Raw genomic sequence first — 23,729 nt, 5'->3', positions numbered from 1 at the left:
TAGGCCGTAGACTCATTAGCTGCGATCCATAACCGTGCTGAGAAGAGCTTGATGGCGGCGAGGAAGTTATCGGCGCGTTTGTCGTAGCGTGTCGCCAATCCTCTGGCGTGTTTGAGTTTTCCGAAGAAGCGCTCGATCAGGTTGCGATAGCGGTAGAGGAAGGCGCTGAAGGCGAAGCCCTTTCGTCGATTACGCTTTGCCGGGATGTTGGCGAAGCCGCCGTTGCTTTCGATCCGTGCGCGGATAGCATCGCTGTCATAGGCCTTGTCAGCCAGGAAAGTGCTGCCGGGTGGTACGACATCAAGCAGCGCTACAGCCTCGCGGCAATCGCTGGCTTGTCCTTCCGACAGATGCAGGCCGACCGGTAAACCCCGGCCATCAACCAGCGCATGGATCTTGGTAGTCAGGCCGCCCCGGGAACGTCCCATGCAGCGATTGGGGTCCCCCTTTTTAGGGTCGCACCATGCTGGTGGACCCGGATCGAGGAACTGTCGATCATGACCAGTTCGCCATCGAAAGCGGCGCTGACGGAGGACAGAAGCCGGTCCCATACGCCAGCTTTGCGCCAACGCACGAAACGGTTGTAGCACGTCGTGTATGGCCCATAGCGCTCCGGGATATCCGCCCAGGGGCTGCCTGTGCGAAACCGCCACAATATCCCATTGATCACCCGACGATCATCAACACGCGGAACACCGCGCACCTTGTTCGGCAACAACGGCTCGATCACCGACCACTCGAAATCCGTAAGCTCAAATCTGCGACGGCTCATCCAAGGATCCTTCAAATGCCTTGAATCAATCCAATCTACATCGCGCAAGCCAGTTTATGAGTTTACCACCTAGGACGCTCGCAAGCGACCTTGGACTTTGTAGATGTGGACGTCTCCACCGATACGAAGCTCTTCGTCAGCCCACGAGCATTCACGCTTCTTCATTCGGAATGGGCCGATAGCTGTGTCTCATCAATCCAGAATTTCTTCGGGACTGTGCTTGCCCTGATTAAAGAAGATAAGGGTGATGAAGCGGAGCGGCTCCTGCTTGAATTGCGCGAGCCAAACGAAACACACCTTGGGAATTCGCGCGGCAAGTCACGAGGACGCGCTCTCGGTGAAGGTTCGGCTCATGATGTTTGGGAGGCACTCAGCCAAAGTCAGGCCGCAAAATCTGGCCTGATTAATGACCTTGAAGACACTGTGTTGCTTATCATGGGTATCGGCGTCGATATCGTTTCCGATATCACAACGAATATCGTGCGCTCTCAGCTAATTGCATACACGCAGGAGCAATGTCGGCAGCTTGATATTCCGCTTGAGCAGGGAATCGAGTCAGGCCCGATTTGGAATTCGGTAGCCAAGCGGTGGGAAACAAAATCGGTGGAGCTACCTCTAACGTCAAAGGGAAAGCTTTTGCTTGTCCCTAAGGCAATCGTGCGCCGAACGTCTGCTTACGACCTCAATGAGTATTATCGGCACTATATGTTGGAATTCCTAATCGAGGAAGAGAAACGAGCAGGTGAACCGCCCCGGGATTGCCGGAGGCCATTCGGCTTAAATTATGCGGCCATGGGCGTGTCGTCCAGCATGGCGTAGTATCGTTCCTCGGCTTCGGCAGGCGGGATGTTGCCGATGGGCGCGAGCAATCGCCGGTTGTTGAACCAGTCCACCCATTCGAGCGTGGCATATTCAACGGCTTCAAAGGACCGCCACGGTCCCCGCCGATGGATGACCTCGGCCTTGTAAAGGCCGTTGATCGTCTCAGCCAAGGCGTTGTCGTAGCTGTCGCCAACACTCCCTACCGATGGCTCGATCCCGGCCTCGGCAAGTCGCTCGGTATACTTGATCGACACGTATTGGCTGCCGCGGTCGCTGTGATGGATCAGGCCACCTCGATGGACAGGGCGCCGATCATGGATCGCCTGATCGAGGGCATCCAGCACGAAGCTGGCATGCGCCGTCCTGCTCACCCGCCAGCCCACGATATAGCGGGCGTAGACATCGATCACGAAGGCCACGTAGACGAACCCTGACCATGTCGCGACGTAAGTGAAGTCCGACACCCACAGCATGTTGGGCGCCGGCGCGTGGAACTGGCGGTTGACCTGGTCGAGCGGACACGGTGCCGCTTTGTCGCTGATCGTCGTCTTCATCGGCTTGCCCCGGATCACGCCCTGCAGGCCCAGATCACGCATCAGCCGTTCGACCGTGCAGCGGGCAATGTCGAAGCCCTCCCGCTGCATCTGCCGCCACACCTTGCGCACGCCATAGACCTTGAAGTTGGCATCGAACACGCGCCGAACCTCGGGCTTCATCGCCTCGTCGCGCTGGACACGTGCCGACAGGCGCGACGGATCGCGGCGCTGTGCCACTCGCTCATGGTAGGTGGATGGGGCGATCGGCAGAACCCGGCAGATCGGCTCGACCCCATACTCACCCCGATGCTCATCAATGAAGCTGGTCATCGCTTGAACGGGCGGTCGAGCTCCGCCTGGGCAAAATATGCGGAAGCCTTGCGCAGGATCTCGTTGGCCTGCCGCAGCTCGCGGTTCTCGCGTTCCAGTGCCTTCAAGCGGTCGGCCAACTCGGTGGGAACGCCGGCGCGCTTGCCGCTGTTCACCTCAGCCTTCTTCACCCACTCCAGAAGCGTGTGCCCCGAGCAGCCGATCATGGCGGCTATGGATGTGATCGCTGCCCAGCGGGATGGATGCTCACCTTCCTGATCCAGCACCAGGCGAACTGCCCGCTCACGAACCTCAGGGGAAAACTTGTTCGTCGTCTTGCTCATCGTAGACCCTTCCTCTCAGGAGTTAGGGCCTCCGGCAATCCCGGGGCGGTTCAGACGTCGAAAAACTGTTTGGGAGGCATTGATGCGTTTGTGGGTTGTGCCGATTCTGGCGTTGCTGGCCACTGGGTGTGGCAAAGAGGAAATGACCCCGGCTCAGCGCGCGGCGCAGGATGCGAAGGACGTAGCCGCGGTGAAGGCAGCAAGCACCCCTCCGCCAGTGCCGGTCAATCCGCAGGCGATCCTCTATCCCGATATCGAGAAAGCGGGGATATACGGCGCTTCCTGTAGCTTCGCGCCCGGTAAGGAGCTGGGCGCGGTGGCCATCGCGATGGACGATCATGGTTATATGAAAATCGATGACAAAATGATGATTTTCGCTGCCGACAAGGGGAGCGGAAAATTGCCGGGCGAGGCCTGGGGGCGTTACGATGGGCGTGAATACAATTTTATGATCGACGTAGCGAAGGACGAGGGGGAGAAGACCGGCGGCGAAACGGTCAATTATCCCGCGCGAATGGTGCTGAAAAACTCTCGCGATCAGATCGTTTATGAAGCGAATGGCACCGCGCAGTGCGGTGCCTGATCCTGAGCCTAACTCTCTATCGGTGCATCCGGGTCGCGAACGGCGATCAGTCCGTTGGACACCATGCTCATCACCGGTTCGTCGTGTTGATTGAAAACGGTCGCCCGGCTCTTGAAAATGCCCATTTCCGGGCGTGACTGGCTGCGGCGTTTTTCCAGCACTTCGCTTTCGACGCGCAGGGTGTCGCCGGGATATACCGGCTTGATCCAGCGCAGGTTGTCAACGCCGGGGGATCCAAGCCCTGCTTGCTTGTGCTCTTTCATATTCTCGACCAGCATCGCCATTGTCATCGCGCATGTGTGCCAGCCACTGGCAGAGAGCCGCCCGAAATGCGTTTGAGCCGCTGCATCGTCGTCAAGGTGGAAAGGCTGCGGGTCGTACTTGCTGGCGAAGTCGATGACTTCTTCCCGCGTTACCTCGTAATGGCCGAAAGACGACTTTTTCCCGACTGCGATATCTTCGAAGTAATCCATGTTCGCTCCCGTGATTCTTAAATCACGTAGCGCACGATCATCCAGATCGCCATTGCGATCATAGCAAGGTTCTCTGTCAGCGATACGAAGCCGAGCGGGACGTTGCCAGAGCCGCCGACGCAAGCGCATTTGATGTCCCGCTTCTGAACATAGACCGCGTAAAACACACTGGCGGCGCCGATTGTGCCGATGAACAGCGACACTGGAATGGACAGCCACATCGCAGCATGGCTGGCCATTAATACGCCAGCCAGCGCCTCCAGAAACGGATAGAGATAGGAATAAGGAACAAAGCGGCGCGCCAGCAGGTCATAGCCGACAAACATGCTCGAAAACTTCTCGACATCCTGCAGCTTGAGCATTGCGAGAATTGCCATCGAAAATGCCAGAAACCATTCACCGGTCCGCACGGTGAAGGCGTTGCCGAAGGCCGAGTAGCTGACAGCCAACGCCAATGCCGCTGCGATTCCAAACACGGCGAGCACAGGTTTATAGCTGGTCCTTCCCTCCGGTGGTAATGGCTTGCCAAAGAACGCGCGAAGATCGGTGTAGCCGCCGATCCGCTGGCCATCGATGAAGGTTTGCGGTGTGGTTTCGACATTGTTTTCGCGCTTGTACGCGTCTGTCTGCTCACGCGTGGTCAGATGGTGGTCTTCCACCTGATAGCCGTTCCGTTCCAGTAGCCATTTGGATTTGATGCCGTAGGGGCAGACGTGCTTGTCCATCACCATACGATAGATTTTGGCGGTCTTGGCAGAGGGGGCAGCGTTGCTCATGACGAGCCATATGGGGCCGCGAACGTTCCGATCAACGGAAGGCTACGTATCAGGCCCGAAATCTGGGTTTGAGGCCGGATGCATCGAAATCCGGTATGATGCGATAACGTGAGACAATAAAACTGAACAGCCCGAACAGAATGAGCCCGCACGCCACCAGCGCATAAATTATACCCATGTCTCTCAGGGACAACAGTGCCTCGCCTAAGCCTTTGACCTGTGTAGAGGAATCGAGCCATGCTGACTTTATCAGCGACCATCCTATCAAGCCGAAGGTCACCGTGCGTGCTGCCGATCCCACACGCCCAAGCGGTTCGATCCAGGTTGGCGCATGCGGACTGATGCGATCCATGAACCCGGCGGTGATCGCTTGCTTCGCCTGCATGGCGGCGGCCGCGACAAGGCCCAAACCGATCAGCCCGATCACGATGCCACCGACTTGCCATGCCAGGACCGATTGCGCCATCTCCTGACTGTTGCCGCTGGCAGTTTCGCGAGTGCCATTGGCGAACTGGAATGCGGCGAAAGATAATATCAGATAAACCACACAGCTACCGACATCACCGATCCGCTTTGCAATGCCCATCGCGTCGCGGCCCCGGTGTTGAATATCGGCGACGCCCGACGCCAGCTTAAACAAGGCGTAGGCCAGCAAACCAAAAGCCATCAGGTTCAGGATCGGAGTGCCAAGCGGGACCTGATCGATATAATCGTATGCCGACTTGGCGCCGCCTTCCGCTTTGCGAGCGGTCGTCAAAGCGAGATAGCCGAGCAGCATGTAGGTAATCCCCCGCGCGGCATAACCAACCCGCACCAGAGCGATAAAACTTTGCGATTTGTCGACGTTGGGCATCGATACTCTCCATTGTTGGGAGAGTAACGGGTGTATTGGAAAAAAGTGCCCTTTTGCCGATACTTAGTTTTGCAAAGCGGGCCTGAGCGGATCGATCTCCCCGTCCAGATCCGCGATATCGGGCAAGCCGAGAAGGTGCCGCAGAAGCGGAGCAATATCGACATTCGCAAAGGGGGCGAGGGTAATGCCGTGCCGGAACGCAGGGCCGTTGGCGATGAACAGTGCGCGCATTTCGGGAGCCTGATTGTCATAGCCATGGGTGCCGCCGGCGAATTCGCTTGTCGCCGCTTTCGGCAGGATAAGCCACCCGATGTCGGCAAGGCAGAAAACCGGCGGAACGCGCGGATTGGTGCCGTATTGCAGACGCGCGGGAATCTCCGTCTTGCGCCAGCATTCCATATGGCCGTGCTTTCCAACCAGCGCCTTCTCCAGCGCGATCTCGTTACCGTCAGTTGGCTGGAGCGCGGCGAAAGGGCCGCTTTCTACAATACGATAGAGCGAAGGATCGGCAATCGTGTCGAGAGCGATCACGCGCTCATTGCTGGTCGCGGCCATGCCGTGGTCGGATGCAATGATGAGGTTGGCTGGCTGATGCAGAGCCTTCAGACCCTCGACCAGATTGCCGATATGGCGGTCCACATCGGCAATCGCTTCGTTGACCGCCGCCCCATCGGGTCCGCTCTGGTGGCCCGCCGTATCGACTGTGTCGAAATACAAGGTCACGAACTGCGGACGAATGCTTGGCGGTCGGCGTATCCAGTCGAGCACAGCATTCACCCGTTGGGTGTTATCGATCTGCTGATTGAACTGTTGCCAGTCTGCAGGGCGTGTGCCGCCTTCGACAGCGCCCCAGCCATGCGGCACCAGCTTGCCACCCCAGCCGACATTGGAACCGGGCCAGAACATCGTAGCGGTACGCACTCCGGCCTTTTCCGCTGTCACCCAGATCGGTTCGGCTTCGTTCCACCAGAATGGGTCGTCGCTTGCCATGGTGAATACTTCGCCGGGGCGGCGGGGATCCTCCATCTTATTGGCCACGATACCGTGGTGATCGGGGACTTTGCCAGTCACCAGAGTCCAGTGGTTAGGGAAAGTCTTACTGGGGAAAGACGGCGCCATCGGGCCCCGCGCACCATCGCTGGCGAGTGCCGAAAGCGTGGGCGTAATACCCCGGTCGAGATAATCGGCGCGAAATCCGTCGATGGACACGAGGATCGTCACCGGTGCTTTATTCTCCACCGGTGGAGTGTGTGCCACCGGCATAGTCGGGGCTGGGGTAGTGCAGGCGCCGACCAGGGCGAGGGCGGCAATGGCGATTGTGCGAACAAAGAATTTCATAGCCGCCCCCATGTCATGCGAATTTGTCTGAACAGAGACAATCGGGTTCAGAAAGCCCGATGTCAGACGTTGAACTTGAACAGCATGATGTCGCCATCCTGCACCAGATATTCCTTGCCTTCCTGACGCAGCTTACCTGCTTCGCGCGCGCCATGCTCGCCTCCCAGCGCGACGTAATCGTCGAATGCCATCGTTTCTGCGCGGATAAAGCCGCGTTCGAAATCGGAATGGATTTCGCCAGCAGCCTGCGGTGCCTTCGCGCCTTTCGGGAATGTCCATGCACGCGCTTCCTTAGGACCAACAGTGAAGAAGGTCTGCAGGCCGAGCAGGTCATAACCGGCACGGATAACGCGGGCGAGGCCGGTTTCTTCCAACCCTAGTTCCGCGAGATATTCGCTGCGTTCCTCGGGCTCCATGCCCACCAGTTCCGCTTCGATAGCGGCGGAAACGACCACCGCCTGCGCCCCTTCGGCAGCAGCCTTCTCGAATACCTTCGCAGACAGGTCATTGCCGTTGGCGGCATCTTCTTCCGCAACGTTGCAGACATAGAGCACGGGTTTGGCAGTCAGCAGTTGTGCCTGCCGGAAAATGCGCGCTTCTTCGTCATCCTTCGGCTCGGTCAGTCGTGCGGGCTTACCTTCTCGCAGCAGTTCAAGCGCCTGCCCCAGAACGCTGGCAGTCAGTTTGGCTTCCTTGTCGCCTGCAGTCGCCTTTTTCGCAGCGGCAGGCACACGCTTTTCCAGGCTTTCGAGGTCGGACAGCATCAGTTCGGTTTCGACCACTTCGGCATCCGCAATCGGATCGACCTTGTTGGACACGTGCTGAATGTCGTCATCTTCGAAACAGCGCAGGACGTGGACGATGGCATCGACTTCGCGGATATTGCCGAGGAACTGGTTGCCCAGACCTTCGCCCTTGCTCGCGCCTTTCACCAGTCCGGCGATATCGACGAAAGCGAGCTGCGTCGGAATAATCTTCGCGCTGCCGCCGATGGCAGCGATCTTGTCCAACCGCGGATCGGGCACAGAAACCTGTCCGACGTTCGGTTCGATCGTGCAAAACGGATAGTTCGCCGCCTGCGCCGCCTGCGTTTCAGTCAGCGCGTTGAACAGGGTGGACTTGCCGACATTGGGCAGCCCGACGATTCCACAACGGAAACCCATCGAATACTCCGGACAGTTTGGTGTTTGCGCGCGGATAGGCGCTGTGTGATCGAAAAGCTAGGCCACGCTGAACGGTGTGTGCGATCATTGTCCACCATAAAACAGCGATCAGCGAGATCGAGCGCTCTTTCGTGGTTCATCGAAATGATCGGTAAAGGCATCGGATGCTTTCGTGCGATACCGTTCTTTATGACGCATGCCGAAGAAACGCCGTATCGGGAAATCGATCGGAGCGCTGTGCAGCCTCCCTTCGGATATTGCCGGATCGACCACCAGTGAAGAAAGCACTGCCACACCGGCGCCCGCCTCCACCGCGGTTCGCACGCTTTCGTTCGAGGGTAGGACGAGCGCAACTTTCAGGGATGCGGGATCAATGCCCATCTGGCGCAGATTGCGATCCAGAGTGGATCGTGTGCCCGATCCCTGCTCTCGCATGATCCAACTGGCACGTTTCAGCCATTTGGCATCGATCCGCTTATCTTCAAACGGTTCGGCGCTGACCAGTTTCAGGCGATCTTCCCCCATTGGCCAGCTGGCGAGGGCAGGATCATCGATCTCCCCCTCTACAATCGCGAGGTCGGCGGCCCCCTCTCGCAAACGATCTGCCGCCTGTTCGGTATTGCCGATTGCCACGTCGATCTCAATTCCAGCATAAGCCTGTCGGAACGACGCAAGTTTCGGCGGCAGCCAGTATGCCGCGATGGTTTGGCTGGCGACGATCCGAAGTGTGCCTCGTTCCAGCCCTCGCAGTTCCTGTAGAACCGTTTCGGCTTCCTTCGCACGCGCCAGAACGCTACGTGCTTCGCCCAGAAATATCCGCCCGGCTTCGTTCAGGCCAATACCGCGCCCTACGCGGTGGAACAGCTTCGTTGCATGGCGTTCTTCCAGTGCGGCGATGGCAGATGAAACTGCGGATTGTGTCATGTTCAGCTCGCCCGCGGCGGCTGTCATATGCTGCCGCTCCGCCACGCAGACGAAAATGCGTAATTGCTCCAGAGTCATAGGCGCCTGATAAAACAATCAATAAGCAAAATCGATTAAAATAATAAAACCTATCAGTTGGATCGTTTGATTTCCGGTTCATAAAAGTTGTGGCGAAAGGAATTTCGCTCTGATGAACACTGGAATCTCAATACTCATGGGCGGGGAAGGGTGGCTACCCAAATTGAAAATGCCAATCCCCGGCATCGCTATCTGTACAGCGATTTCTGTCGCTGCCTTCCTCGTCGAACATGCCGAAGTCGCGCTGGCTGGCCGGGCGTGGGTGGAGGCGCTTGTTCTGGCAATCCTGATCGGTACGGCGATCAGGGCTGTCTGGACCCCGCCCACCCGCGTTGAAATCGGGATCGATTTCAGTGCCAAGTACCTGCTGGAAATCGCGGTGGTGTTGCTGGGCGCATCGTTGAGCGCGCGGATGATTGCGGAGGCAGGGCCGGGGTTGATCATCGGCATCGCTGCTATCATTGCCGTTTCCATTGCAGTCAGCCTTGCGATTGCGGCCGCTCTCAGGTTGCCGCTTCGAATGGCAATCCTGATTGCGTGCGGGAACTCGATTTGCGGCAACTCCGCTATCGCAGCCGTCGCTCCGATCATTGGAGCGGACAGTGATGATGTTGCCGCGTCGATTGCGTTCACCGCCGTATTGGGCATCGCGGTTGTCGTTGGGTTGCCTGTAGTGGGGGTGACATTGGGTATGAGCCAGCTTGCCTTCGGCGCGCTCGCAGGGCTTACAGTCTATGCAGTTCCACAAGTAATTGCCGCAACGTCTTCATACGGATCGATCGCGGTTCAGGCCGGTACTTTGGTCAAGCTGGTGCGAGTGCTGATGCTCGGCCCGGTATGTGTGGTGCTATCGCTGATCGCACCGCGCATGGCTCGCCCTTCGGAATTGGCGGAGACGGCAGGGGGCGTTGACACCGCACTCGCTAAACCGAGGCTGAGTCAGCTAGTTCCGTGGTTCATCGTTGGCTTTGTTGTTCTCGCCTTATGCCGTTCAGCCGGTCTGATTCCGCGCATGGCGATTGAACCGATCCGTCACATCGCCACGCTTTTGACAGTGGTTTCGATGGCTGGCCTGGGTCTGGGAGTGGATGTGCGATCAATCGTCGGTGCAGGCGCGCGTGTTACAACGGCAGTTATACTGTCATTGATCGGATTGTTCGCGATGAGTTTTGCGCTGATTGCGGTGCTGCACATCGCATAAATGGTCAAAATGTCGCGACGAACGGCAAAGCTGCCCCGGCGGGGGAGATCATCCCACCGGGGCTGCAACAGTTAGCTTGGGAAAGTGATATAGCTGGACGTCAGCTCTTGCGCCGACGACGGGCGATCACAACGCCCGCCAGAGCAAGGCCCATGATTCCGAACATGCCCGGTTCAGGCACCGCGGTTCCACCGCTGCTGCCGGAACCACCACTGGAACTTCCGGTGCCGGGTTCGGTCGGCGGAGTGGTCATCGCGAGTGCAGGTGCGGCGACCGTGGCAAGAGCAAGGCCGGCGAGCAAATTGCGTGCAAGGCGCATATAGAATTCCCTGTTGAACTGGCGTTACGGAGTCGTTCGGGCACACCCTTCCACAAATATCGACAGATACCAGCAATTCGAGCTGGCCGTTTCGCGATGGGACACTTCCCTGTCGCAGTCTTAATTGGACTGTGTTGGCAATAGCCGGGAATCCGCAACGCCAGTGGCGCGATGCTGCGTAATGCGTTGGGCCTGACGATCGGATGCGAATGCGAGAAATGCCTGCTTGCTGGCTTGTCTTTCAATCCTGCATCCGCAGGGCAAATTCGCTCATGAAGCGGGCATCGTCGCCATTGGCGAGCCATTCCGCTTCTGCCCCGATCGCGCCGAGCATCTGAACCAGATCGTCCATTTCTGCTTTGGCGAAATTGCCCAGCACGTGCCCGGTAACGCGATCCTTGTGGCCGGGATGCCCGATGCCGATCCGCACTCGCCGAAATTCGGGGCCGAGATGCTGATTGATACTTCGCAGCCCGTTGTGCCCGGCCAGACCGCCGCCTGTCCGAACCTTTACCTTGAATGGGGCGAGATCGAGTTCGTCGTGGAACACCGTCAGGGCGTCGGTTTCCAGCTTGTAAAACCGCATTGCTTCGGCAACCGCACGGCCACTTTCGTTCATATACGTAGCGGGCTTGAGGAGGAGCACCTTTTCCCGTCCGATGCGCCCTTCCTGCACCCATCCGGAAAACTTCTTTTGCACTGGCCCGAACCCGTGCATTTCCGCGATCACGTCGCACGCCATGAAGCCGACGTTGTGCCGGTGCATCGCATATTGCGGACCGGGGTTTCCAAGACCTGCCCAGATTTGCATCGCGTCTCTCTAGCCACGATCGCGCCTGACGCAAGGGCGGAGAGGCGGGAGAGGCGAGAGCGGATCGATCTCGTCTTTCCAAAACAAAACGCCGACCCATTGCTGGGCCGGCGTTTCGATTGTGCGCTGAACGCAGGAAGGTGGGCAATCAGCCTTCGCTCGAACCTTCGTCCGAACCCTGTTCGGTGGCTGCAACGCCATCGGCAGGTACTTCGTCGCCGCTTTCGCTCTCGCTCTTCTTGAGAGCGGACGGAGCGACCAGCGTGGCGATGGTGAAATCGCGATCGGTGATCGCGCTTTCCGCACCGGCGGGAAGCTTCACTTCGCTGATGTGGATCGAATCGCCCACGTCCTTGCCGGTGACATCGATTTCGATCTCGCCGGGGATCTTGTCCGCTTCGCAGACGAGGTCCAGTTCGTGACGGACAACGTTGAGCACGCCGCCCTTCTTGAGGCCCGGGCTGGCTTCTTCGTTGGTGAACACCACCGGAACCTGCACATCGACCTTCGCGCCCTTGGCAAGGCGCAGGAAGTCGGCGTGGACCGGACGGTCGGTGACCGGGTGGAATGCGACGTCCTTGGGAAGAGTACGCAGCTTTTCGCCACCGACTTCGATCATCACGATCGAGTTCATGAAGTGGCCGGTGTCGAGCTGACGGATCAGTTCCTTGGCTTCGACGTGGATCGTTACAGGTTCTTCCTTGCCGCCATAGATCACGGCGGGGACACGGCCATCGCGACGCAGTGCCCGGGAGGCTCCCTTGCCAGCCCGGTCGCGCGTCTCGGCCGGCAGGGTCAGAGCGTCGCTCATCGGTAGTGCCTTTCGAAATGCGTTAGAATGTTTCGGTCCGCCACGCCTCCAGGGATGACCATGACGCCGAAGCGCGCGCCATTAAGCGGAAGAACGGCAAAAGGCAAGGGCGCACGACAGGTGTGCGCCCCCTTCGCCCCGTGGGTTTCACTTCACCCGCGTTACTTCGTACCCTTTCGCCCGCAGGAGTTCGGGCAGACCGGCAGGTGGGGCAAGGTGTGCCGCCCCGACGGCCACCAATGGCATTTTGCCTGTGTCCAGCCGTTCAGCGATCATGTCGACCCAGCGTTCGTTGCGATCGGTCAGCAGCGCTTTCCGCAGTTCGGGATCGGCCAGCATGCCTTCGTCGCTCTCTTTGGAAATTGCCTCCATGTCCCCGGCGAGCCATAGTTTGGCAAGGCGGGCGGTATCGCTGGTGGTCATGGTATCTTCTTCCAGAACCGCACCGAGAAGATCCTGCTGATCCTTTTCAGGCAGTTTGTCGAAGATGGAGAACTGGCCCTCCACGCCCTCCAGCTCTTCAACCGGGCGGGCATGGAAATCGCGGATCAGCGCCTTATCCACTCCGTTCTCGCCGCTCGAATTATCGGCAAGTTGCGCCAGCATAATCGCCGCGCCCCAGGTTTCGATCGCTTTGAAATCCGCCTCGCGATAACCGCCTTTCTTCAACAGTTCCGCCAGTTTGCCGCGGAGGCGGGGTGAAACCCGCTCGCTGAGCGGTGGCAGGCCATCGGTATGCGACATGCGGGTGAAAGTGGCCGCCAACTTGCTCTGATCGTCTAGATCCTTGACCTCCACCACCAACTCGCCTGCATCGACGATGGCTTTGTCGATTGCAGGCGTGCGCCACTGGGTGCCGTCGGGAAGCGCATGGATCGTCCCGAACAGCCAGCCCAAAGTCCTGCCGCTTTCATCCGAAACCGACCACAGGGCAGGGGAGGGGGCAGGGGCTGCCGGGGGCGACGCCTTTTCGCCGCACCCCGCGCTGGCCAGCAATGCAATTGTGGCCAGCGCACCCAGAAACCAACGTATCATTGTACTCTATCTACCTTGATGCCCATTTTCGTCAGGTCTTCCTGAACGCTGTTCTGCCCGGCTAGATGGCCCGCGCCAACCGCGACAAACACTGTGCCGGGGATGTCGAGCCGCTTCTGAAGCCACTGCGCCCAGTTACGGTTGCGCTGGTAAAGAAGGCGTTCAAGCAGAGCGGGTTCGTCGATGCTTTCATTCATCAACCTGGCCAGTCCGTCGGCATCGCCTGCCAGCCAGTCGGCAATCATCGCCTCAAGCTGTTCGGCAACTTTGTCCTGCCCGTCGATGGTTTTCATCATCATGTCGATTTGCGATTCTTGCGAGAGGCTGTCGAACAGCGAAAGCTGATACTCGGCCGTCTCCAGCGCCTCGCGCTTCACTTCGGGGCGGGTACTGGCTTCGAGCGATTTTTCGACGCCGTTGGCAACATCTATCCCTTGCTGAGCGAGCGGTATCATCGTGAGCAGCAGTGAAGCGTACCACGGTTTGAACCGGTCGAAGGCATTGGTGGGCAGGCCGAGCCCGGTCATCGCTGCGTCGTATTTTGCACGCTGATCGTCATTCAGCAGTGCACGCAAGGTCTGATCGGCAGGCAGCATCCCTTTCGCCGCGACGATTTTCTGCATCTCTGCGGTGTTGCTGTCGCTGACGACCACTTCGGTTACGAGCGTATCCGCCGTTTCGAGAGCTGCGCCGATCTGGCCTGTTTTCCAGTCGAGATCGTCGGGCAGGGCATGGACCGTGCCGAACAGATAAATCGTCGTGTCATCGTCGGCGATCTTCCACAGCGCCGGACCTGCAGGCGTCTCCGACGGGGCGGCGGTGGTGACCGGCGCGGGCGCGCTGGTGACTTGCTCCGCCTGGGCAGTGGCACAGCCGGCGGTTGAAAACAGCACCGCGAATGATGCCAGCGTAGAAGTCGATTTTTTCAGCAGATTTCGCACGTAGTTGATCCTTGTCACAGAACGAATGTGTGGTGATGGGTGGCGTTCAATTCCAGCGCAATTTGCGCCAGCCGTATGTCAGCACGAGAGCGAGCATCGATATTCCGAGCACAGCGATGTCATCGGGCGGCGGCGTCAGTCCGGCGCGGTTGAAGAGCAGCCAGCATATTTCGAGCGCGAAATAGACGTAAAATCCGACCGTGGTGGCCCAGAGATTGTCGAGCAGATCGAGTTCGTCGATCCGCCGAAAATAGTCGTAGCTGAACCATGCGAAGGCGATCAGCGCAGCGCCTGTCAGGGGATAGAGAACCCAGGCGGGCACCACCCCTTTGACCGCGAGAATGGCCAGCACGCCGCCGACGGTCCCCGCGACAAAGGCGATCCCCATCGCCCAGCCGATATATTTCCAATAGGCCCGGCGGCGGTTCTTCAGGCGTTCTTCGCCGGACAGGCCTGCGCTATTCGTGTCCGTCATCGAATATCTCCTCGATGGTCATTTCAAACAGGCGGGCGATGCGGAAAGCGAGTGGCAGCGACGGATCGTGCTTGCCAGTCTCGATCGCATTGATCGCCTGCCGCGATACGTCGAGCTGCCCGGCCAGCTCAGCCTGGCTCCAGTTCCGCTCGGCGCGTAGTACTTTGAGGCGGTTGTTCATCGCACCTCCAATTTCAATCCAGGTACCCGACTCGATGTCAGGTATGCCTGACTAAATGTCGCATCATGCTGACTATGTCAACACTACCTGACATTTTGTGCGGTTTTCCTGACTTTTCGCGCTTGCGCGCACCTCGGACATTGACCGCCTCAAGGCCATACGCCAAAGGCCGCGCCTATGACTGCCGTGGCTCAACGTGACCCGAAGAACAGCTTTCAGGATATGATCCTGGCACTCCATGATTTCTGGAGTGCGAATGGCTGTCTGATCCTTCAGCCTTACGATATGCGGATGGGGGCGGGCACGTTTCACACTGCCACTACGCTGCGCGCGCTGGGACCGGAGCCGTGGAATGCGGCCTTCGTGCAGCCGTGCCGCCGCCCGACCGACGGGCGCTATGGCGAAAACCCCAACCGGTTGCAGCATTACTATCAGTATCAGGTGATCCTGAAGCCGAACCCGGATAATATTCAGCAGCTCTATCGCGACAGTCTGGGCGTGATCGGGATCGATCCGCTCAAACACGATATTCGTTTCGTGGAGGATGACTGGGAAAGCCCGACGCTGGGCGCGTGGGGGCTGGGCTGGGAAGTCTGGTGCGACGGGATGGAAGTGACGCAGTTCACTTATTTCCAGCAGATGGGCGGATTTGACTGTAAGCCGGTGGCGGGCGAGCTGACCTACGGTCTGGAGCGGCTTGCGATGTATATTCAGGGCGTGGACAATGTGTACGACCTGAACTTCGACGGGCGCGGAGTGACTTATGGCGACGTGTTCCTCGAAAACGAGAAACAGATGTCGAAGTGGAACTTCGAAGTCGCTGACACCGATGCTCTGTTCGACCTGTTCAACAAGGCCGAGGCGGAATGCCGCAACTGTCTGGCAAATAACGTCCCTATCGCGGCTTACGAACAGGCGATCGAGGCGAGCCACGTGTTCAACCTGTTGCAGGCGCGCGGAGTGATCTCGGTGCAGGAACGGGCGAGTTATATGGGACGGGTGCGCGATCTGGCCCGCTCAAGCTGTGAGAAATATGCCGAGCATATGGCCCCGAGATGGCAAGAGAAATTCCCGGAGTGGTCGCTATGAGTGATTTCCTCCTCGAACTGCGCAGCGAAGAAATCCCCGCCCGTATGCAGGCCGGTGCGCGCGCCGATCTGGAGCGGTTGTTCCGCGCCGAGATGGCGGCGGCGGGTGTCTCGCCCGGCGCGGTCAGCGTATGGTCCACCCCGCGCCGCCTCGCGCTGATCGCATGCGATCTGCCGCTGGCGACCGAAGCGGTCAGCGAAGAGGCGAAGGGGCCACCCGAAGGCGCGCCGGATCAGGCGATCGACGGGTTCTGCCGCAAGAACGGCGTCACCCGCGATCAGCTGGAGCTGCGCGATGTGAAGGGGCGCAACACCTATTTCGCTGTGATCGAGAAGCCGGGCCGAGCGGTGGCAGACGTGTTGGCGGAGGCGATCCCCGCTATCGTCCGCGCGTTCCCCTGGCCGAAATCGATGCGCTGGGGCGAGGCCTCGCTGTCCACCGAAAGCCTGCGCTGGGTGCGTCCGTTGTCGGGTGTGGTCGCATTGCTCGACAGCGACGTCGTCGAATGCGAAGTGGGTGGTGTGGCCAGCGGGCGCCTGACCCGTGGGCACCGGTTCCATTCGAACGGGGATATCGCCATCGCTGGCGTGGCCGACTATGCCGCGACTTTGCGCGAAGCCCATGTGATCGTCGATCAAGAGGAACGCCAGAACCTGATCCGCGAACAGGCGGCGAAAGTTGCCGCCGATGCCGGGCTGACACTGGTGGCCGATGAAGGGCTGGTGATTGAAAACGCCGGACTGACCGAATGGCCGCAACCGCTGCTCGGCCGGTTTGACGAGGAATTCCTCGACGTGCCGCCCGAAGTGATCCAGCTCTCGGCGCGGACCAATCAAAAGTATTTCGTGTGCGAAGACAGCGCGGGCAAACTCGCCAACGCCTTCGTCTGCACCGCCAATATCGCCAGCAGCGACGGCGGCGCGGCGATTGTCGACGGCAACCGCAAGGTGCTCGCCGCAAGGCTCAGCGATGCGCGGTTCTTCTGGGAGCTGGATCAGAAGACCAGTCTTGCGGACCACGCCAAGAAACTCGAGCGGATCACCTTCCACGAAAAGCTGGGCACCGTAGCCGACAAGGTCGAACGGGTGGCGAAGCTGGCCCGGTGGCTGGTGGAAGAGGGGATCGTGACGCCTTCACCGAGTTCCCGCGAAGGCGGGGACCGTGGGCAACCCGGCGCTCCATCGCCTGAGGCCCCCGCCTTCGCGGGGACTCGCGAGGAGCTGGCTGATTTGGCCGAGCAGGCTGCGCGGCTGTGCAAGGCCGATCTGGTCACCGAAATGGTTGGCGAATTCCCCGAATTGCAGGGCCTGATGGGCGGATACTACGCCTGCGCCGAGGGCCTGCCCGATGCCGTGGCCGACGCAATCCGCGATCACTACAAGCCCGTGGGGCAGGGCGATGACGTGCCGACCGCGCCGGTGACGGTGGCGGTTAGCCTGGCGGATAAGCTGGATAGCTTAGCTGGTTTCTTCTTTGAAGCCATGCCTCCGTCTGGATCAAAGGACCCTTATGCTCTTCGCCGTAGTGCGTTTGGAACATTATCCATCATTACTAAAAAAGGGCTAAGATTAAACCTTAGATCGCTCTTTTTGCGCACGGCTCTCCCGTTTGCAGTTAGAAAGGTGCATGCACCATCACCTTTTAAGCTTCATCGCTCAAAAGTCATGCTGGATCAGATTTTGATTGATCAGAATCTGGCACAGAAAAATGGTGGTGATGTACAAGATCTAAAGAACCGCATTGCAGCCACGCGGGACAGTCTCCTCGACTTCTTCGCCGACCGCCTCAAAGTCCAGCAACGTGAGGCAGGCGTCCGCCACGACCTGATCGACGCGGTGTTCGCGCTGGGCGGGGAGGACGATCTCGTTCGCCTGCTTGCCCGCGTTCATGCACTCCAGTACTTCATGGACACCGAAGACGGCACCAACCTCCTCGCCGGATACAAACGCGCGGCGAACATCCTTCGTAAGGAAGGGTGGGAGGATACCGCCGAACGCATCGCCCGCACCGGCGATGAAGACCCGATGGAAAACGTCGACGATCCGCAGATGCGCGCGATATACGCGCAGCGCGGAGCAAACGGGGGGCTTTCCTACACGCCCGAAGCGGCGGAAAAGGCGCTGATCGACGCGCTCGACGCTGCCGAGCCGCAGGCTGCCACCGCTATCGAAGCGGAAGACTTCGCCGCGGCGATGGCGGCACTGGCTAGCCTGCGCGCGCCGATCGACCGTTTTTTCGAAGAAGTCACCGTTAATGCCGATGAAGAAATCAAACGCACGACACGCCTCGGTCTGCTTGCACGGTTCCGTGCTGCGGTGCACAACGTCGCTGACTTCTCGCGTATCGAGGGGTAACTTTCTTCCTATTGGACTGTGTAACATGCGGTCCATGTCTTCAGATAAGCAGGGATGAACATGAACAATTCGGTCTATACCTTCGGTGGCAATGCGCCGCATTCGGACCCACGTCAGAAGGACAAGACCATTACCGGCGGCAAGGGCGCGAACCTTGCCGAAATGGCCAGCATCGGCCTGCCGGTGCCTCCCGGCTTCACGATAACCACTGAAGAATGCGTGCGCTATCTGCGCGATGGCGGCGACTTCTCCGATGCCTTGCGCGCCGATGTGGCCACGGCGCTGACCCATATCGAAGGCGCCGTTGGCAAGCGGTTTGGCGATGCAGCCGATCCGCTTCTGGTATCGGTCCGATCCGGTGCGCGGGTGTCGATGCCGGGCATGATGGATACCGTGCTCAACCTCGGTCTCAACGATAAAACCGTTCAGGGGCTGGCGGCAACCAGCGAAGACGCGCGCTTCGCATGGGACAGCTATCGCCGGTTCATCCAGATGTATTCGGATGTCGTGCTCGGCCTGGATCACGGCCTGTTTGAAGAAGCGCTGGAAATCGCGAAGGAAGACAAAGGCTACTTCGCTGACACCGAGATGGAAGCGGATGACTGGCAGGCGCTGGTCGACGAATACAAGGGTATCGTGGCGCAGGAACAGGGCACCCCGTTCCCGCAGGATGTGAACGAACAGCTCTGGGGCGCGATCCGCGCTGTATTCGATAGCTGGGACAGCGACCGGGCGAAGGTTTATCGCCGCCTGAACGACATTCCGGGTGACTGGGGCACCGCCGTAAACGTGCAGGCGATGGTGTTCGGCAATATGGGCGATACCAGCGCCACCGGCGTTGCCTTCACCCGCGATCCCGCGACCGGCGAGCGTGCGTACTACGGCGAATGGCTGGTCAATGCGCAGGGTGAAGACGTGGTGGCGGGCATCCGCACTCCGCAATATCTGACCAGGGCGGCGCGTGAAGCGGCCGGGGCCAAACCGCTCAGCATGGAAGAGGCGATGCCCGATGCTTACGGGCAACTGGCCAAAGTGTTCGACCTGCTCGAAAACCACTACTGCGATATGCAGGATATCGAATTCACTGTGGAGCGCGGCAAGCTGTGGATGCTGCAGACCCGCAGCGGCAAGCGTACTGCCAAGGCGGCGCTGCGGATGGCGGTCGAAATGGCGAGCGAAGGTCTGATCGACGAAGAAACCGCTGTGCTGCGGGTCGATCCGATGGCGCTCGATCAGTTGCTGCACCCGACGCTCGATCCCAACGCGGCGCGCGATGTACTGACCACCGGCTTGCCTGCGTCGCCCGGTGCGGCCAGCGGCAAGATCGTGCTCGATGCCGATACCGCCGAACAATGGGCGGGGCGGGGAGAGAAGGTGATTCTCGTGCGCGTGGAAACCTCGCCAGAGGATATTCACGGTATGCACGCGGCGCAGGGCATCCTGACCGCGCGTGGCGGCATGACGTCGCACGCGGCGGTGGTGGCACGTGGCATGGGGCGCTGCTGCGTCTCCGGTGCGTCGGCGGTGTCGATCGATATGAAGGCGCGCACCTTGCGGATCGGCAACCGCGAACTGGCGGAAGGCGATACGCTGACGCTGGATGGCGGCAATGGTCAGGTGATGGCTGGCGAAGTCGCGACGATCGAACCCGAACTGGCGGGCGATTTCGGCACGATCATGGATTGGGCCGACCGTCACCGCCGGATGAAAGTGCGGACCAACGCCGAAACCCCGGCCGATTGTAAGATGGCGGTGCAGTTCGGCGCGGAAGGCATTGGCCTGTGCCGCACCGAACACATGTTCTTCGATGCCAACCGCATCAGCGCGGTACGCCAGATGATCCTGGCCGAAGACGAAGCGGGCCGGCGCAAGGCGTTGGCCAAGCTGCTGCCCGAACAGCGCGCGGATTTCCGGGCGATTTTCGAAGTGATGGCTGGACTGCCGGTAACCATCCGCCTGCTCGATCCGCCGTTGCACGAATTCCTGCCGACCGGCGATGCGGAGTTCGAAGAACTGGCGGAAGTGACCGGTTATGGCGTCGATCACTTGCGGCGTCGTGCAGATGAATTGCACGAATTCAACCCGATGCTGGGCCATCGTGGATGCCGTCTGGGGATCACTTATCCCGAAATCTACGAGATGCAGGCGCGGGCGATCTTCGAAGCGGCTTGCGAAGTGGCCGATGCCAGCGGAGAGGCGCCGGTGCCCGAAGTGATGATCCCGCTCGTCAGCACGCGTCGTGAAGTGGAACTGATGAAGGCGCTGGTCGACAAGACAGCGGGCGAAGTGTTCGCGGAAAAGGGGCGGACGCTCGAATATCTCGTCGGGACGATGATCGAACTGCCGCGCGCTGCACTGATGGCCGGGGAAATTGCCGAGCAGGCGACGTTCTTCTCGTTTGGAACCAATGACCTGACGCAGACAACTCTGGGTGTTTCGAGGGATGACGCAGGGCGGTTCCTCAGCACTTATGTCGATAAGGGCATCTTCGCGCGCGATCCGTTCGTCAGTCTGGATGTCGATGGTGTGGGCCAGTTGGTCCAACTGGCGGCGGAGCGCGGCCGGGCAACCCGGCCTGACATCAAGCTGGGCATTTGCGGCGAACATGGCGGCGATCCCGCCAGTATTGCGTTCTGCGAAGAGGTCGGGCTCGATTACGTCAGCGCCTCGCCTTATCGTGTGCCGATTGCACGACTTGCGGCGGCGCAGGCCGCCTTGCGTGAAAAAAGCTAGTTTCGCCAGCCTGTCAGGGTGAGAACCTCGACAGTTTCGATGACTTTGCCGTCCTTGTCCGCGCCATCCAGAAACACGGCGTGCGCACGGCCCAGCCCGTCGCGCGTCAGCGGCGGGGCGGTGTCGGTGAGCGCGCTGTTCAACCCCTGCGCCCGCAAATCAGCCACCAGCGCATCGAGCGATCCGTACCGCAGGTGCAGGGTCCAGCTGTCGGACACCTGCTGCGAAAAGCCCGCCCGCTGTAACAGCGCCGCACCGGCCTGTGCATCGACAGTGGGGTGCAGTCGGGCGGCAGGTCGCTCTCCATCTGCGGCAAACATCGCGGTGCGCAGGCGGGGGAAACTGCCCGCGCCGATCATGCTCGCCATCGCGATACCGCCAGGGCGCAGCGCATTGCGAAGGTGGATCAGCGCGCCGGGCAAGTCGTTTACGGTTGCCAGCGTCCCAAGGCTGGCAATCAGATCGAAGTCGCCAGTCGGCCACGGCTGTTCATGGTTGAGTGCCAGCGGATCAGTGACCACCACACGCGCGCCCTGCACCTCCAGCGATGCGCCAAGGCGTTCTGCCCCGATGCCGACAGCGAGTGCGCGCCTGGGCTCCAGCCGCATGAAATCGATCCGGTCGAGCATGTCCTCGATCAGCGATTGCGCCAGCCAGTCTGCTGCCTTGGGTGCCTGTTGCAGGGATCGCGCGCGGACTATGCGGGCTTCCCGGCGGGCCGGGCTGAATATCGTCGGCGGGCCTTCAGTCATGGCATCGCCTTTGCGCGTACAGCGGCGGCGACACAAGGGCATTGCGCGATAAGCATGGGCAAAGTCCGTTCCTGTGTCGCAGAGGTCTTTGCCCCGCTGGTGGACCTGATCTATCCGCCGCGCTGCCCGGTGTGCGGATCCGGCATTCGGTCGCAGACCGGGCTATGCGCCGATTGCTGGGCCGATCTGCGGATACCGGGCGAACCGGCCTGCGCCAGTTGCCAGCGACCGTTGAAAAGCGAGGACGTGGGGCAGGGTGCGATTTGCGCGGTATGTATGGCAAACCCGCCCATGCATGACGGAATCGCCGCGGGCACCCTGTATGGCGACATCTCGCGCAAACTGGTGCTGTCTTACAAGCATGGCCGCAAAACCGCGCTGGCGCCGCTGATGGCTCGCCTGATCTGTGCGCGTCTGCCGCGGCTCGACGGGCAATGGATCGTGGTCCCCGTTCCGCTGCATCGGTGGCGTCTGTGGTCGCGCGGCTTCAATCAGGCCGCGCTGCTTGCGCGGGAGATTGCGCGTTCGACCGATAGCTCGGTCGTGGTCGATGCCTTGCTGCGAACCAGACGCACGCCGAGCCTGGGCGGGTTGGGGCAAAAGGCGCGGGCACGCGCGCTGTCGGGCGCGATTGCGCTAAACCCGCGCCGAGCAGGAAAGATCGCAGGCGCGCAAGTGATCCTGATCGACGATGTGCTGACCAGCCGGGCGACAAGCGATGCCTGTGTGCGTGTGCTTAAACGCGCAGGTGCCAGCAAAGTAGTGATTGCGTGTTTCGCCCGTGTTCTCGATGAGTAGAAGAGAAGGGCGATCGCCTGGAAAATGCCCGGGCCTGAAGCGGAAACGCCCGGGGCGTTTAAACCCCGGGCGTGCCGTGACGAAATTCTCGGGACCCGCCTTGCGGCAACGGCAACCACCCCCTTGTCGGTCACCTGGGTCCGATCCCTCATCGTCGATCGGTGCGTCGCGTTTGGCGCGTTGCGCTTCCCGATCTTTCCCTGAACCTGGCGCTCTTGCTGGCACCGGCGTTCCGGTTGGCGGCCCCCTTTCGAACCGCTGCTAAGCTATTCCCACTTTTGATCCATTCAACAAAGTGCGATGTGCACTCTGCATGGATTTTGGCACCTGCATGTGGTTATCGTGCAACAACGATCCCTTTACCTAATAAGAAGAGCAATAAATGAACGCGACACCTGAATTAGACCGGGAACAAGGCTCCGCTTTCCAGCCCAAATTCGATGCTGCAGGGCTGCTCAGCGCGGTTGTGGTCGATGCGGAAAGCAAGGCTGTACTGATGCTCGCCTTTATGGATCGCGAAGCCTTGGATGCCACGATTGCCACTGGAGAGGCGCACTTTCACTCACGTTCTCGTGGGCGGCTTTGGAAGAAGGGCGAAACATCGGGCCATGTGCTGACAGTGAAACGTATTTTGGTGGATTGCGATCAGGATGCGCTGGTCCTCGAATGCGCGGCGGCGGGCCCGACATGCCACACCGGTGCCGTCAGTTGCTTTTACCGAACGCTTCGTGACGGTTCTCTCCAAAACGTCAAGACTTGACGCAAACGTAAGGTAATGCGATCAAGGTAAGTATGAACCAGCCCGCTTCCGAACCAGAACGGCGCCACGGCGGCGCTCATATCGAACGGCCCGATGAACGCGGGCGCGATCAGTATTCGATTTCCGACCTTACGGAAGAATTCGACTGCACCGCGCGTGCGTTGCGCTTTTACGAAGATGAAGGTCTGATTGCGCCGCGTCGGGTCGGGCTTGCCCGGATCTATTCGAAACGGGACCGGGCGCGGCTCGCGTGGATTATGCGGGCCAAAAATGTTGGCTTCAGCCTGTCCGAAATCCGCGAGATGATCGATCTCTACGACCTCGGAGATGGGCGGGCCGAACAGCGCCGCGTGACCATTGAAAGATGTCGCGCACATATCGCCAAGCTCAGGCGTCAGCGCGCAGATATCGATTCCGCCATCGCGGAGCTTACCGATTTCATCACTCAGGTCGAACAGGTGATCGACGAGGGGTGATGCCCTTGTGCGAAGCCAGTAT

Annotated in this window: 25 protein-coding genes and 1 other annotated feature; of the genes, 9 read left to right on the top strand and 16 right to left on the bottom strand. The window is 59.9% G+C overall.

From position 1 onward, the window contains the following. A protein-coding gene (locus D6858_RS11975) for an IS5 family transposase (protein ID WP_120106682.1) occupies nucleotides 1-772 on the bottom strand; the annotation gives its coding sequence in 2 pieces (ribosomal slippage) (nucleotides 1-454 and nucleotides 454-772; 773 coding nt annotated over the 2 pieces). This gene is flagged as partial in the annotation. A 90-nt stretch (nucleotides 773-862) separates the two neighbouring features. Here D6858_RS11975 and D6858_RS11970 point away from each other — a divergent pair. Next, nucleotides 863-1,591: a hypothetical protein gene (locus tag D6858_RS11970; protein WP_120110640.1), complete on the top strand. Its 729-nt coding sequence runs from the start codon at nucleotides 863-865 to the stop codon at nucleotides 1,589-1,591. On the opposite strand, the gene D6858_RS11965 is transcribed toward D6858_RS11970, so the two are convergent. After that, nucleotides 1,555-2,783, bottom strand: a protein-coding gene (locus D6858_RS11965; RefSeq protein ID WP_120110636.1) for an IS3 family transposase whose coding sequence is annotated in 2 segments (ribosomal slippage) — nucleotides 1,555-2,495 and nucleotides 2,495-2,783 — 1,230 coding nt in all. Because the reading frame shifts where the segments join, the coding sequence is not laid out codon by codon here. The two genes, D6858_RS11970 and D6858_RS11965, sit on opposite strands and share 37 nt — an antisense overlap. After that, nucleotides 2,386-2,502: a sequence feature (AL1L pseudoknot), on the bottom strand. It overlaps the preceding gene by 117 nt. 82 nt (nucleotides 2,784-2,865) lie before the next feature. Between D6858_RS11965 and D6858_RS11960 the strand changes: the two genes are divergently transcribed. Beyond that, the gene (locus D6858_RS11960) at nucleotides 2,866-3,366 is read left to right on the top strand and encodes a hypothetical protein (RefSeq protein WP_120110633.1); all 501 of its coding nucleotides are present in this window, start codon (nucleotides 2,866-2,868) and stop codon (nucleotides 3,364-3,366) included. Between the two features lie 8 nt (nucleotides 3,367-3,374). Here D6858_RS11960 and D6858_RS11955 read toward each other — a convergent pair whose 3' ends face one another. The 6 genes from D6858_RS11955 to D6858_RS11930 all read right to left on the bottom strand — a co-directional run bounded on the left by D6858_RS11955 (nucleotide 3,375) and on the right by D6858_RS11930 (nucleotide 8,971). Further along, entirely contained in the window at nucleotides 3,375-3,839 is a 465-nt protein-coding gene (locus D6858_RS11955) for a MaoC family dehydratase (RefSeq protein ID WP_120110631.1), read from the bottom strand. A gap of 17 nt (nucleotides 3,840-3,856) precedes the next feature. After that, the gene (locus tag D6858_RS11950; RefSeq protein ID WP_120110628.1) at nucleotides 3,857-4,615 is read right to left on the bottom strand and encodes a MauE/DoxX family redox-associated membrane protein; all 759 of its coding nucleotides are present in this window, start codon (nucleotides 4,613-4,615) and stop codon (nucleotides 3,857-3,859) included. A gap of 49 nt (nucleotides 4,616-4,664) precedes the next feature. After that, nucleotides 4,665-5,468, bottom strand: a complete 804-nt coding sequence (locus tag D6858_RS11945) for a DUF1206 domain-containing protein (RefSeq protein ID WP_120110626.1) — start codon at nucleotides 5,466-5,468, stop codon at nucleotides 4,665-4,667. A gap of 63 nt (nucleotides 5,469-5,531) precedes the next feature. Further along, nucleotides 5,532-6,806 (bottom strand): alkaline phosphatase family protein, encoded by a 1,275-nt coding sequence (locus D6858_RS11940; protein ID WP_120110623.1) that lies wholly within the window; start codon nucleotides 6,804-6,806, stop codon nucleotides 5,532-5,534. Between the two features lie 62 nt (nucleotides 6,807-6,868). Beyond that, nucleotides 6,869-7,969, bottom strand: coding sequence for a redox-regulated ATPase YchF (gene ychF / locus D6858_RS11935; protein WP_120110620.1), 1,101 nt, complete (start codon nucleotides 7,967-7,969; stop codon nucleotides 6,869-6,871). A 108-nt stretch (nucleotides 7,970-8,077) separates the two neighbouring features. Next, nucleotides 8,078-8,971 carry a LysR family transcriptional regulator gene (locus D6858_RS11930; protein ID WP_120110618.1) on the bottom strand — a complete coding sequence of 298 codons (894 nt, stop codon included), beginning with the start codon at nucleotides 8,969-8,971 and terminating at the stop codon, nucleotides 8,078-8,080. A gap of 112 nt (nucleotides 8,972-9,083) precedes the next feature. Between D6858_RS11930 and D6858_RS11925 the strand changes: the two genes are divergently transcribed. Continuing rightward, a complete protein-coding gene (locus tag D6858_RS11925) occupies nucleotides 9,084-10,172 on the top strand; it encodes a YeiH family protein (RefSeq protein ID WP_240623824.1) in 1,089 nt (362 codons plus the stop codon). A 100-nt stretch (nucleotides 10,173-10,272) separates the two neighbouring features. On the opposite strand, the gene D6858_RS11920 is transcribed toward D6858_RS11925, so the two are convergent. The 7 genes from D6858_RS11920 to D6858_RS11890 form a co-directional block, all read right to left on the bottom strand. Beyond that, a complete protein-coding gene (locus D6858_RS11920; RefSeq protein WP_120110613.1) occupies nucleotides 10,273-10,491 on the bottom strand; it encodes a PEP-CTERM sorting domain-containing protein in 219 nt (72 codons plus the stop codon). Between the two features lie 241 nt (nucleotides 10,492-10,732). After that, entirely contained in the window at nucleotides 10,733-11,302 is a 570-nt protein-coding gene (gene pth, locus D6858_RS11915) for an aminoacyl-tRNA hydrolase (protein WP_120110610.1), read from the bottom strand. A gap of 148 nt (nucleotides 11,303-11,450) precedes the next feature. Next, nucleotides 11,451-12,113, bottom strand: coding sequence for a 50S ribosomal protein L25/general stress protein Ctc (locus D6858_RS11910; protein ID WP_120110606.1), 663 nt, complete (start codon nucleotides 12,111-12,113; stop codon nucleotides 11,451-11,453). A gap of 147 nt (nucleotides 12,114-12,260) precedes the next feature. Next, on the bottom strand, nucleotides 12,261-13,148 hold the full coding sequence (locus tag D6858_RS11905; protein ID WP_120110603.1) for a TraB/GumN family protein: 888 nt from the start codon (nucleotides 13,146-13,148) through the stop codon (nucleotides 12,261-12,263). Beyond that, complete coding sequence (locus D6858_RS11900; RefSeq protein WP_165859701.1) at nucleotides 13,145-14,107, bottom strand: TraB/GumN family protein; 963 nt, start codon at nucleotides 14,105-14,107, stop codon at nucleotides 13,145-13,147. Before D6858_RS11900 ends, D6858_RS11905 begins: the two co-directional genes overlap by 4 nt. Before the next feature lie 28 nt (nucleotides 14,108-14,135). Next, entirely contained in the window at nucleotides 14,136-14,564 is a 429-nt protein-coding gene (locus tag D6858_RS11895; protein ID WP_120110597.1) for a hypothetical protein, read from the bottom strand. Then, a complete protein-coding gene (locus D6858_RS11890; protein WP_102153937.1) occupies nucleotides 14,548-14,745 on the bottom strand; it encodes a helix-turn-helix transcriptional regulator in 198 nt (65 codons plus the stop codon). Before D6858_RS11890 ends, D6858_RS11895 begins: the two co-directional genes overlap by 17 nt. A 177-nt stretch (nucleotides 14,746-14,922) precedes the next feature. On the opposite strand from D6858_RS11890, the gene D6858_RS11885 reads away from it, so the two are divergent. From D6858_RS11885 to ppdK, 3 genes are read left to right on the top strand one after another with little or no spacing between them, the layout of a single operon-like run. Continuing rightward, the gene (locus D6858_RS11885; RefSeq protein WP_120110595.1) at nucleotides 14,923-15,834 is read left to right on the top strand and encodes a glycine--tRNA ligase subunit alpha; all 912 of its coding nucleotides are present in this window, start codon (nucleotides 14,923-14,925) and stop codon (nucleotides 15,832-15,834) included. Then, nucleotides 15,831-18,188: a glycine--tRNA ligase subunit beta gene (glyS, locus tag D6858_RS11880; RefSeq protein WP_120110592.1), complete on the top strand. Its 2,358-nt coding sequence runs from the start codon at nucleotides 15,831-15,833 to the stop codon at nucleotides 18,186-18,188. The genes D6858_RS11885 and glyS overlap by 4 nt, the downstream gene beginning before the upstream one ends. A gap of 60 nt (nucleotides 18,189-18,248) precedes the next feature. Then, complete coding sequence (gene ppdK / locus D6858_RS11875; RefSeq protein ID WP_120110589.1) at nucleotides 18,249-20,921, top strand: pyruvate, phosphate dikinase; 2,673 nt, start codon at nucleotides 18,249-18,251, stop codon at nucleotides 20,919-20,921. Here ppdK and D6858_RS11870 read toward each other — a convergent pair. Further along, a complete protein-coding gene (locus D6858_RS11870; protein WP_120110782.1) occupies nucleotides 20,918-21,673 on the bottom strand; it encodes a methyltransferase domain-containing protein in 756 nt (251 codons plus the stop codon). The two genes, ppdK and D6858_RS11870, sit on opposite strands and share 4 nt — an antisense overlap. Nucleotides 21,674-21,727: 54 nt before the next feature. Here D6858_RS11870 and D6858_RS11865 point away from each other — a divergent pair, with 54 nt between their 5' ends. From D6858_RS11865 to D6858_RS11855, 3 genes are all read left to right on the top strand, one after another. Then, complete coding sequence (locus D6858_RS11865; RefSeq protein ID WP_120110587.1) at nucleotides 21,728-22,471, top strand: ComF family protein; 744 nt, start codon at nucleotides 21,728-21,730, stop codon at nucleotides 22,469-22,471. A gap of 382 nt (nucleotides 22,472-22,853) precedes the next feature. Then, entirely contained in the window at nucleotides 22,854-23,231 is a 378-nt protein-coding gene (hisI, locus tag D6858_RS11860) for a phosphoribosyl-AMP cyclohydrolase (protein WP_120110584.1), read from the top strand. A gap of 32 nt (nucleotides 23,232-23,263) precedes the next feature. After that, nucleotides 23,264-23,707: a MerR family transcriptional regulator gene (locus D6858_RS11855; protein ID WP_120110581.1), complete on the top strand. Its 444-nt coding sequence runs from the start codon at nucleotides 23,264-23,266 to the stop codon at nucleotides 23,705-23,707. Nucleotides 23,708-23,729 lie beyond the last annotated feature (22 nt).

The organism is Tsuneonella suprasediminis (assembly GCF_003605755.1).
Classification (GTDB): Bacteria; Pseudomonadota; Alphaproteobacteria; order Sphingomonadales; family Sphingomonadaceae; genus Tsuneonella; species Tsuneonella suprasediminis.
The sequence above is the reverse complement of the archived record's forward strand: the minus strand, read 5'-3'. Positions and strand labels throughout refer to the sequence as shown.

Bases quoted from the DNA above. Each gene is read 5' to 3' on its own strand.
- D6858_RS11960 (WP_120110633.1), top strand. From the start codon at position 2,866: ATGCGTTTGTGGGTTGTGCCGATTCTGGCGTTGCTGGCCACTGGGTGT.
- D6858_RS11955 (WP_120110631.1), bottom strand. From the start codon at position 3,839: ATGGATTACTTCGAAGATATCGCAGTCGGGAAAAAGTCGTCTTTCGGC.
- D6858_RS11950 (WP_120110628.1), bottom strand. From the start codon at position 4,615: ATGAGCAACGCTGCCCCCTCTGCCAAGACCGCCAAAATCTATCGTATG.
- D6858_RS11945 (WP_120110626.1), bottom strand. From the start codon at position 5,468: ATGCCCAACGTCGACAAATCGCAAAGTTTTATCGCTCTGGTGCGGGTT.
- D6858_RS11940 (WP_120110623.1), bottom strand. From the start codon at position 6,806: ATGAAATTCTTTGTTCGCACAATCGCCATTGCCGCCCTCGCCCTGGTC.
- ychF (WP_120110620.1), bottom strand. From the start codon at position 7,969: ATGGGTTTCCGTTGTGGAATCGTCGGGCTGCCCAATGTCGGCAAGTCC.
- D6858_RS11930 (WP_120110618.1), bottom strand. From the start codon at position 8,971: ATGACTCTGGAGCAATTACGCATTTTCGTCTGCGTGGCGGAGCGGCAG.
- D6858_RS11925 (WP_240623824.1), top strand. From the start codon at position 9,084: ATGAACACTGGAATCTCAATACTCATGGGCGGGGAAGGGTGGCTACCC.
- D6858_RS11920 (WP_120110613.1), bottom strand. From the start codon at position 10,491: ATGCGCCTTGCACGCAATTTGCTCGCCGGCCTTGCTCTTGCCACGGTC.
- pth (WP_120110610.1), bottom strand. From the start codon at position 11,302: ATGCAAATCTGGGCAGGTCTTGGAAACCCCGGTCCGCAATATGCGATG.
- D6858_RS11910 (WP_120110606.1), bottom strand. From the start codon at position 12,113: ATGAGCGACGCTCTGACCCTGCCGGCCGAGACGCGCGACCGGGCTGGC.
- D6858_RS11905 (WP_120110603.1), bottom strand. From the start codon at position 13,148: ATGATACGTTGGTTTCTGGGTGCGCTGGCCACAATTGCATTGCTGGCC.
- D6858_RS11895 (WP_120110597.1), bottom strand. From the start codon at position 14,564: ATGACGGACACGAATAGCGCAGGCCTGTCCGGCGAAGAACGCCTGAAG.
- D6858_RS11890 (WP_102153937.1), bottom strand. From the start codon at position 14,745: ATGAACAACCGCCTCAAAGTACTACGCGCCGAGCGGAACTGGAGCCAG.
- D6858_RS11885 (WP_120110595.1), top strand. From the start codon at position 14,923: ATGACTGCCGTGGCTCAACGTGACCCGAAGAACAGCTTTCAGGATATG.
- glyS (WP_120110592.1), top strand. From the start codon at position 15,831: ATGAGTGATTTCCTCCTCGAACTGCGCAGCGAAGAAATCCCCGCCCGT.
- ppdK (WP_120110589.1), top strand. From the start codon at position 18,249: ATGAACAATTCGGTCTATACCTTCGGTGGCAATGCGCCGCATTCGGAC.
- D6858_RS11870 (WP_120110782.1), bottom strand. From the start codon at position 21,673: ATGACTGAAGGCCCGCCGACGATATTCAGCCCGGCCCGCCGGGAAGCC.
- D6858_RS11865 (WP_120110587.1), top strand. From the start codon at position 21,728: ATGGGCAAAGTCCGTTCCTGTGTCGCAGAGGTCTTTGCCCCGCTGGTG.
- hisI (WP_120110584.1), top strand. From the start codon at position 22,854: ATGAACGCGACACCTGAATTAGACCGGGAACAAGGCTCCGCTTTCCAG.
- D6858_RS11855 (WP_120110581.1), top strand. From the start codon at position 23,264: ATGAACCAGCCCGCTTCCGAACCAGAACGGCGCCACGGCGGCGCTCAT.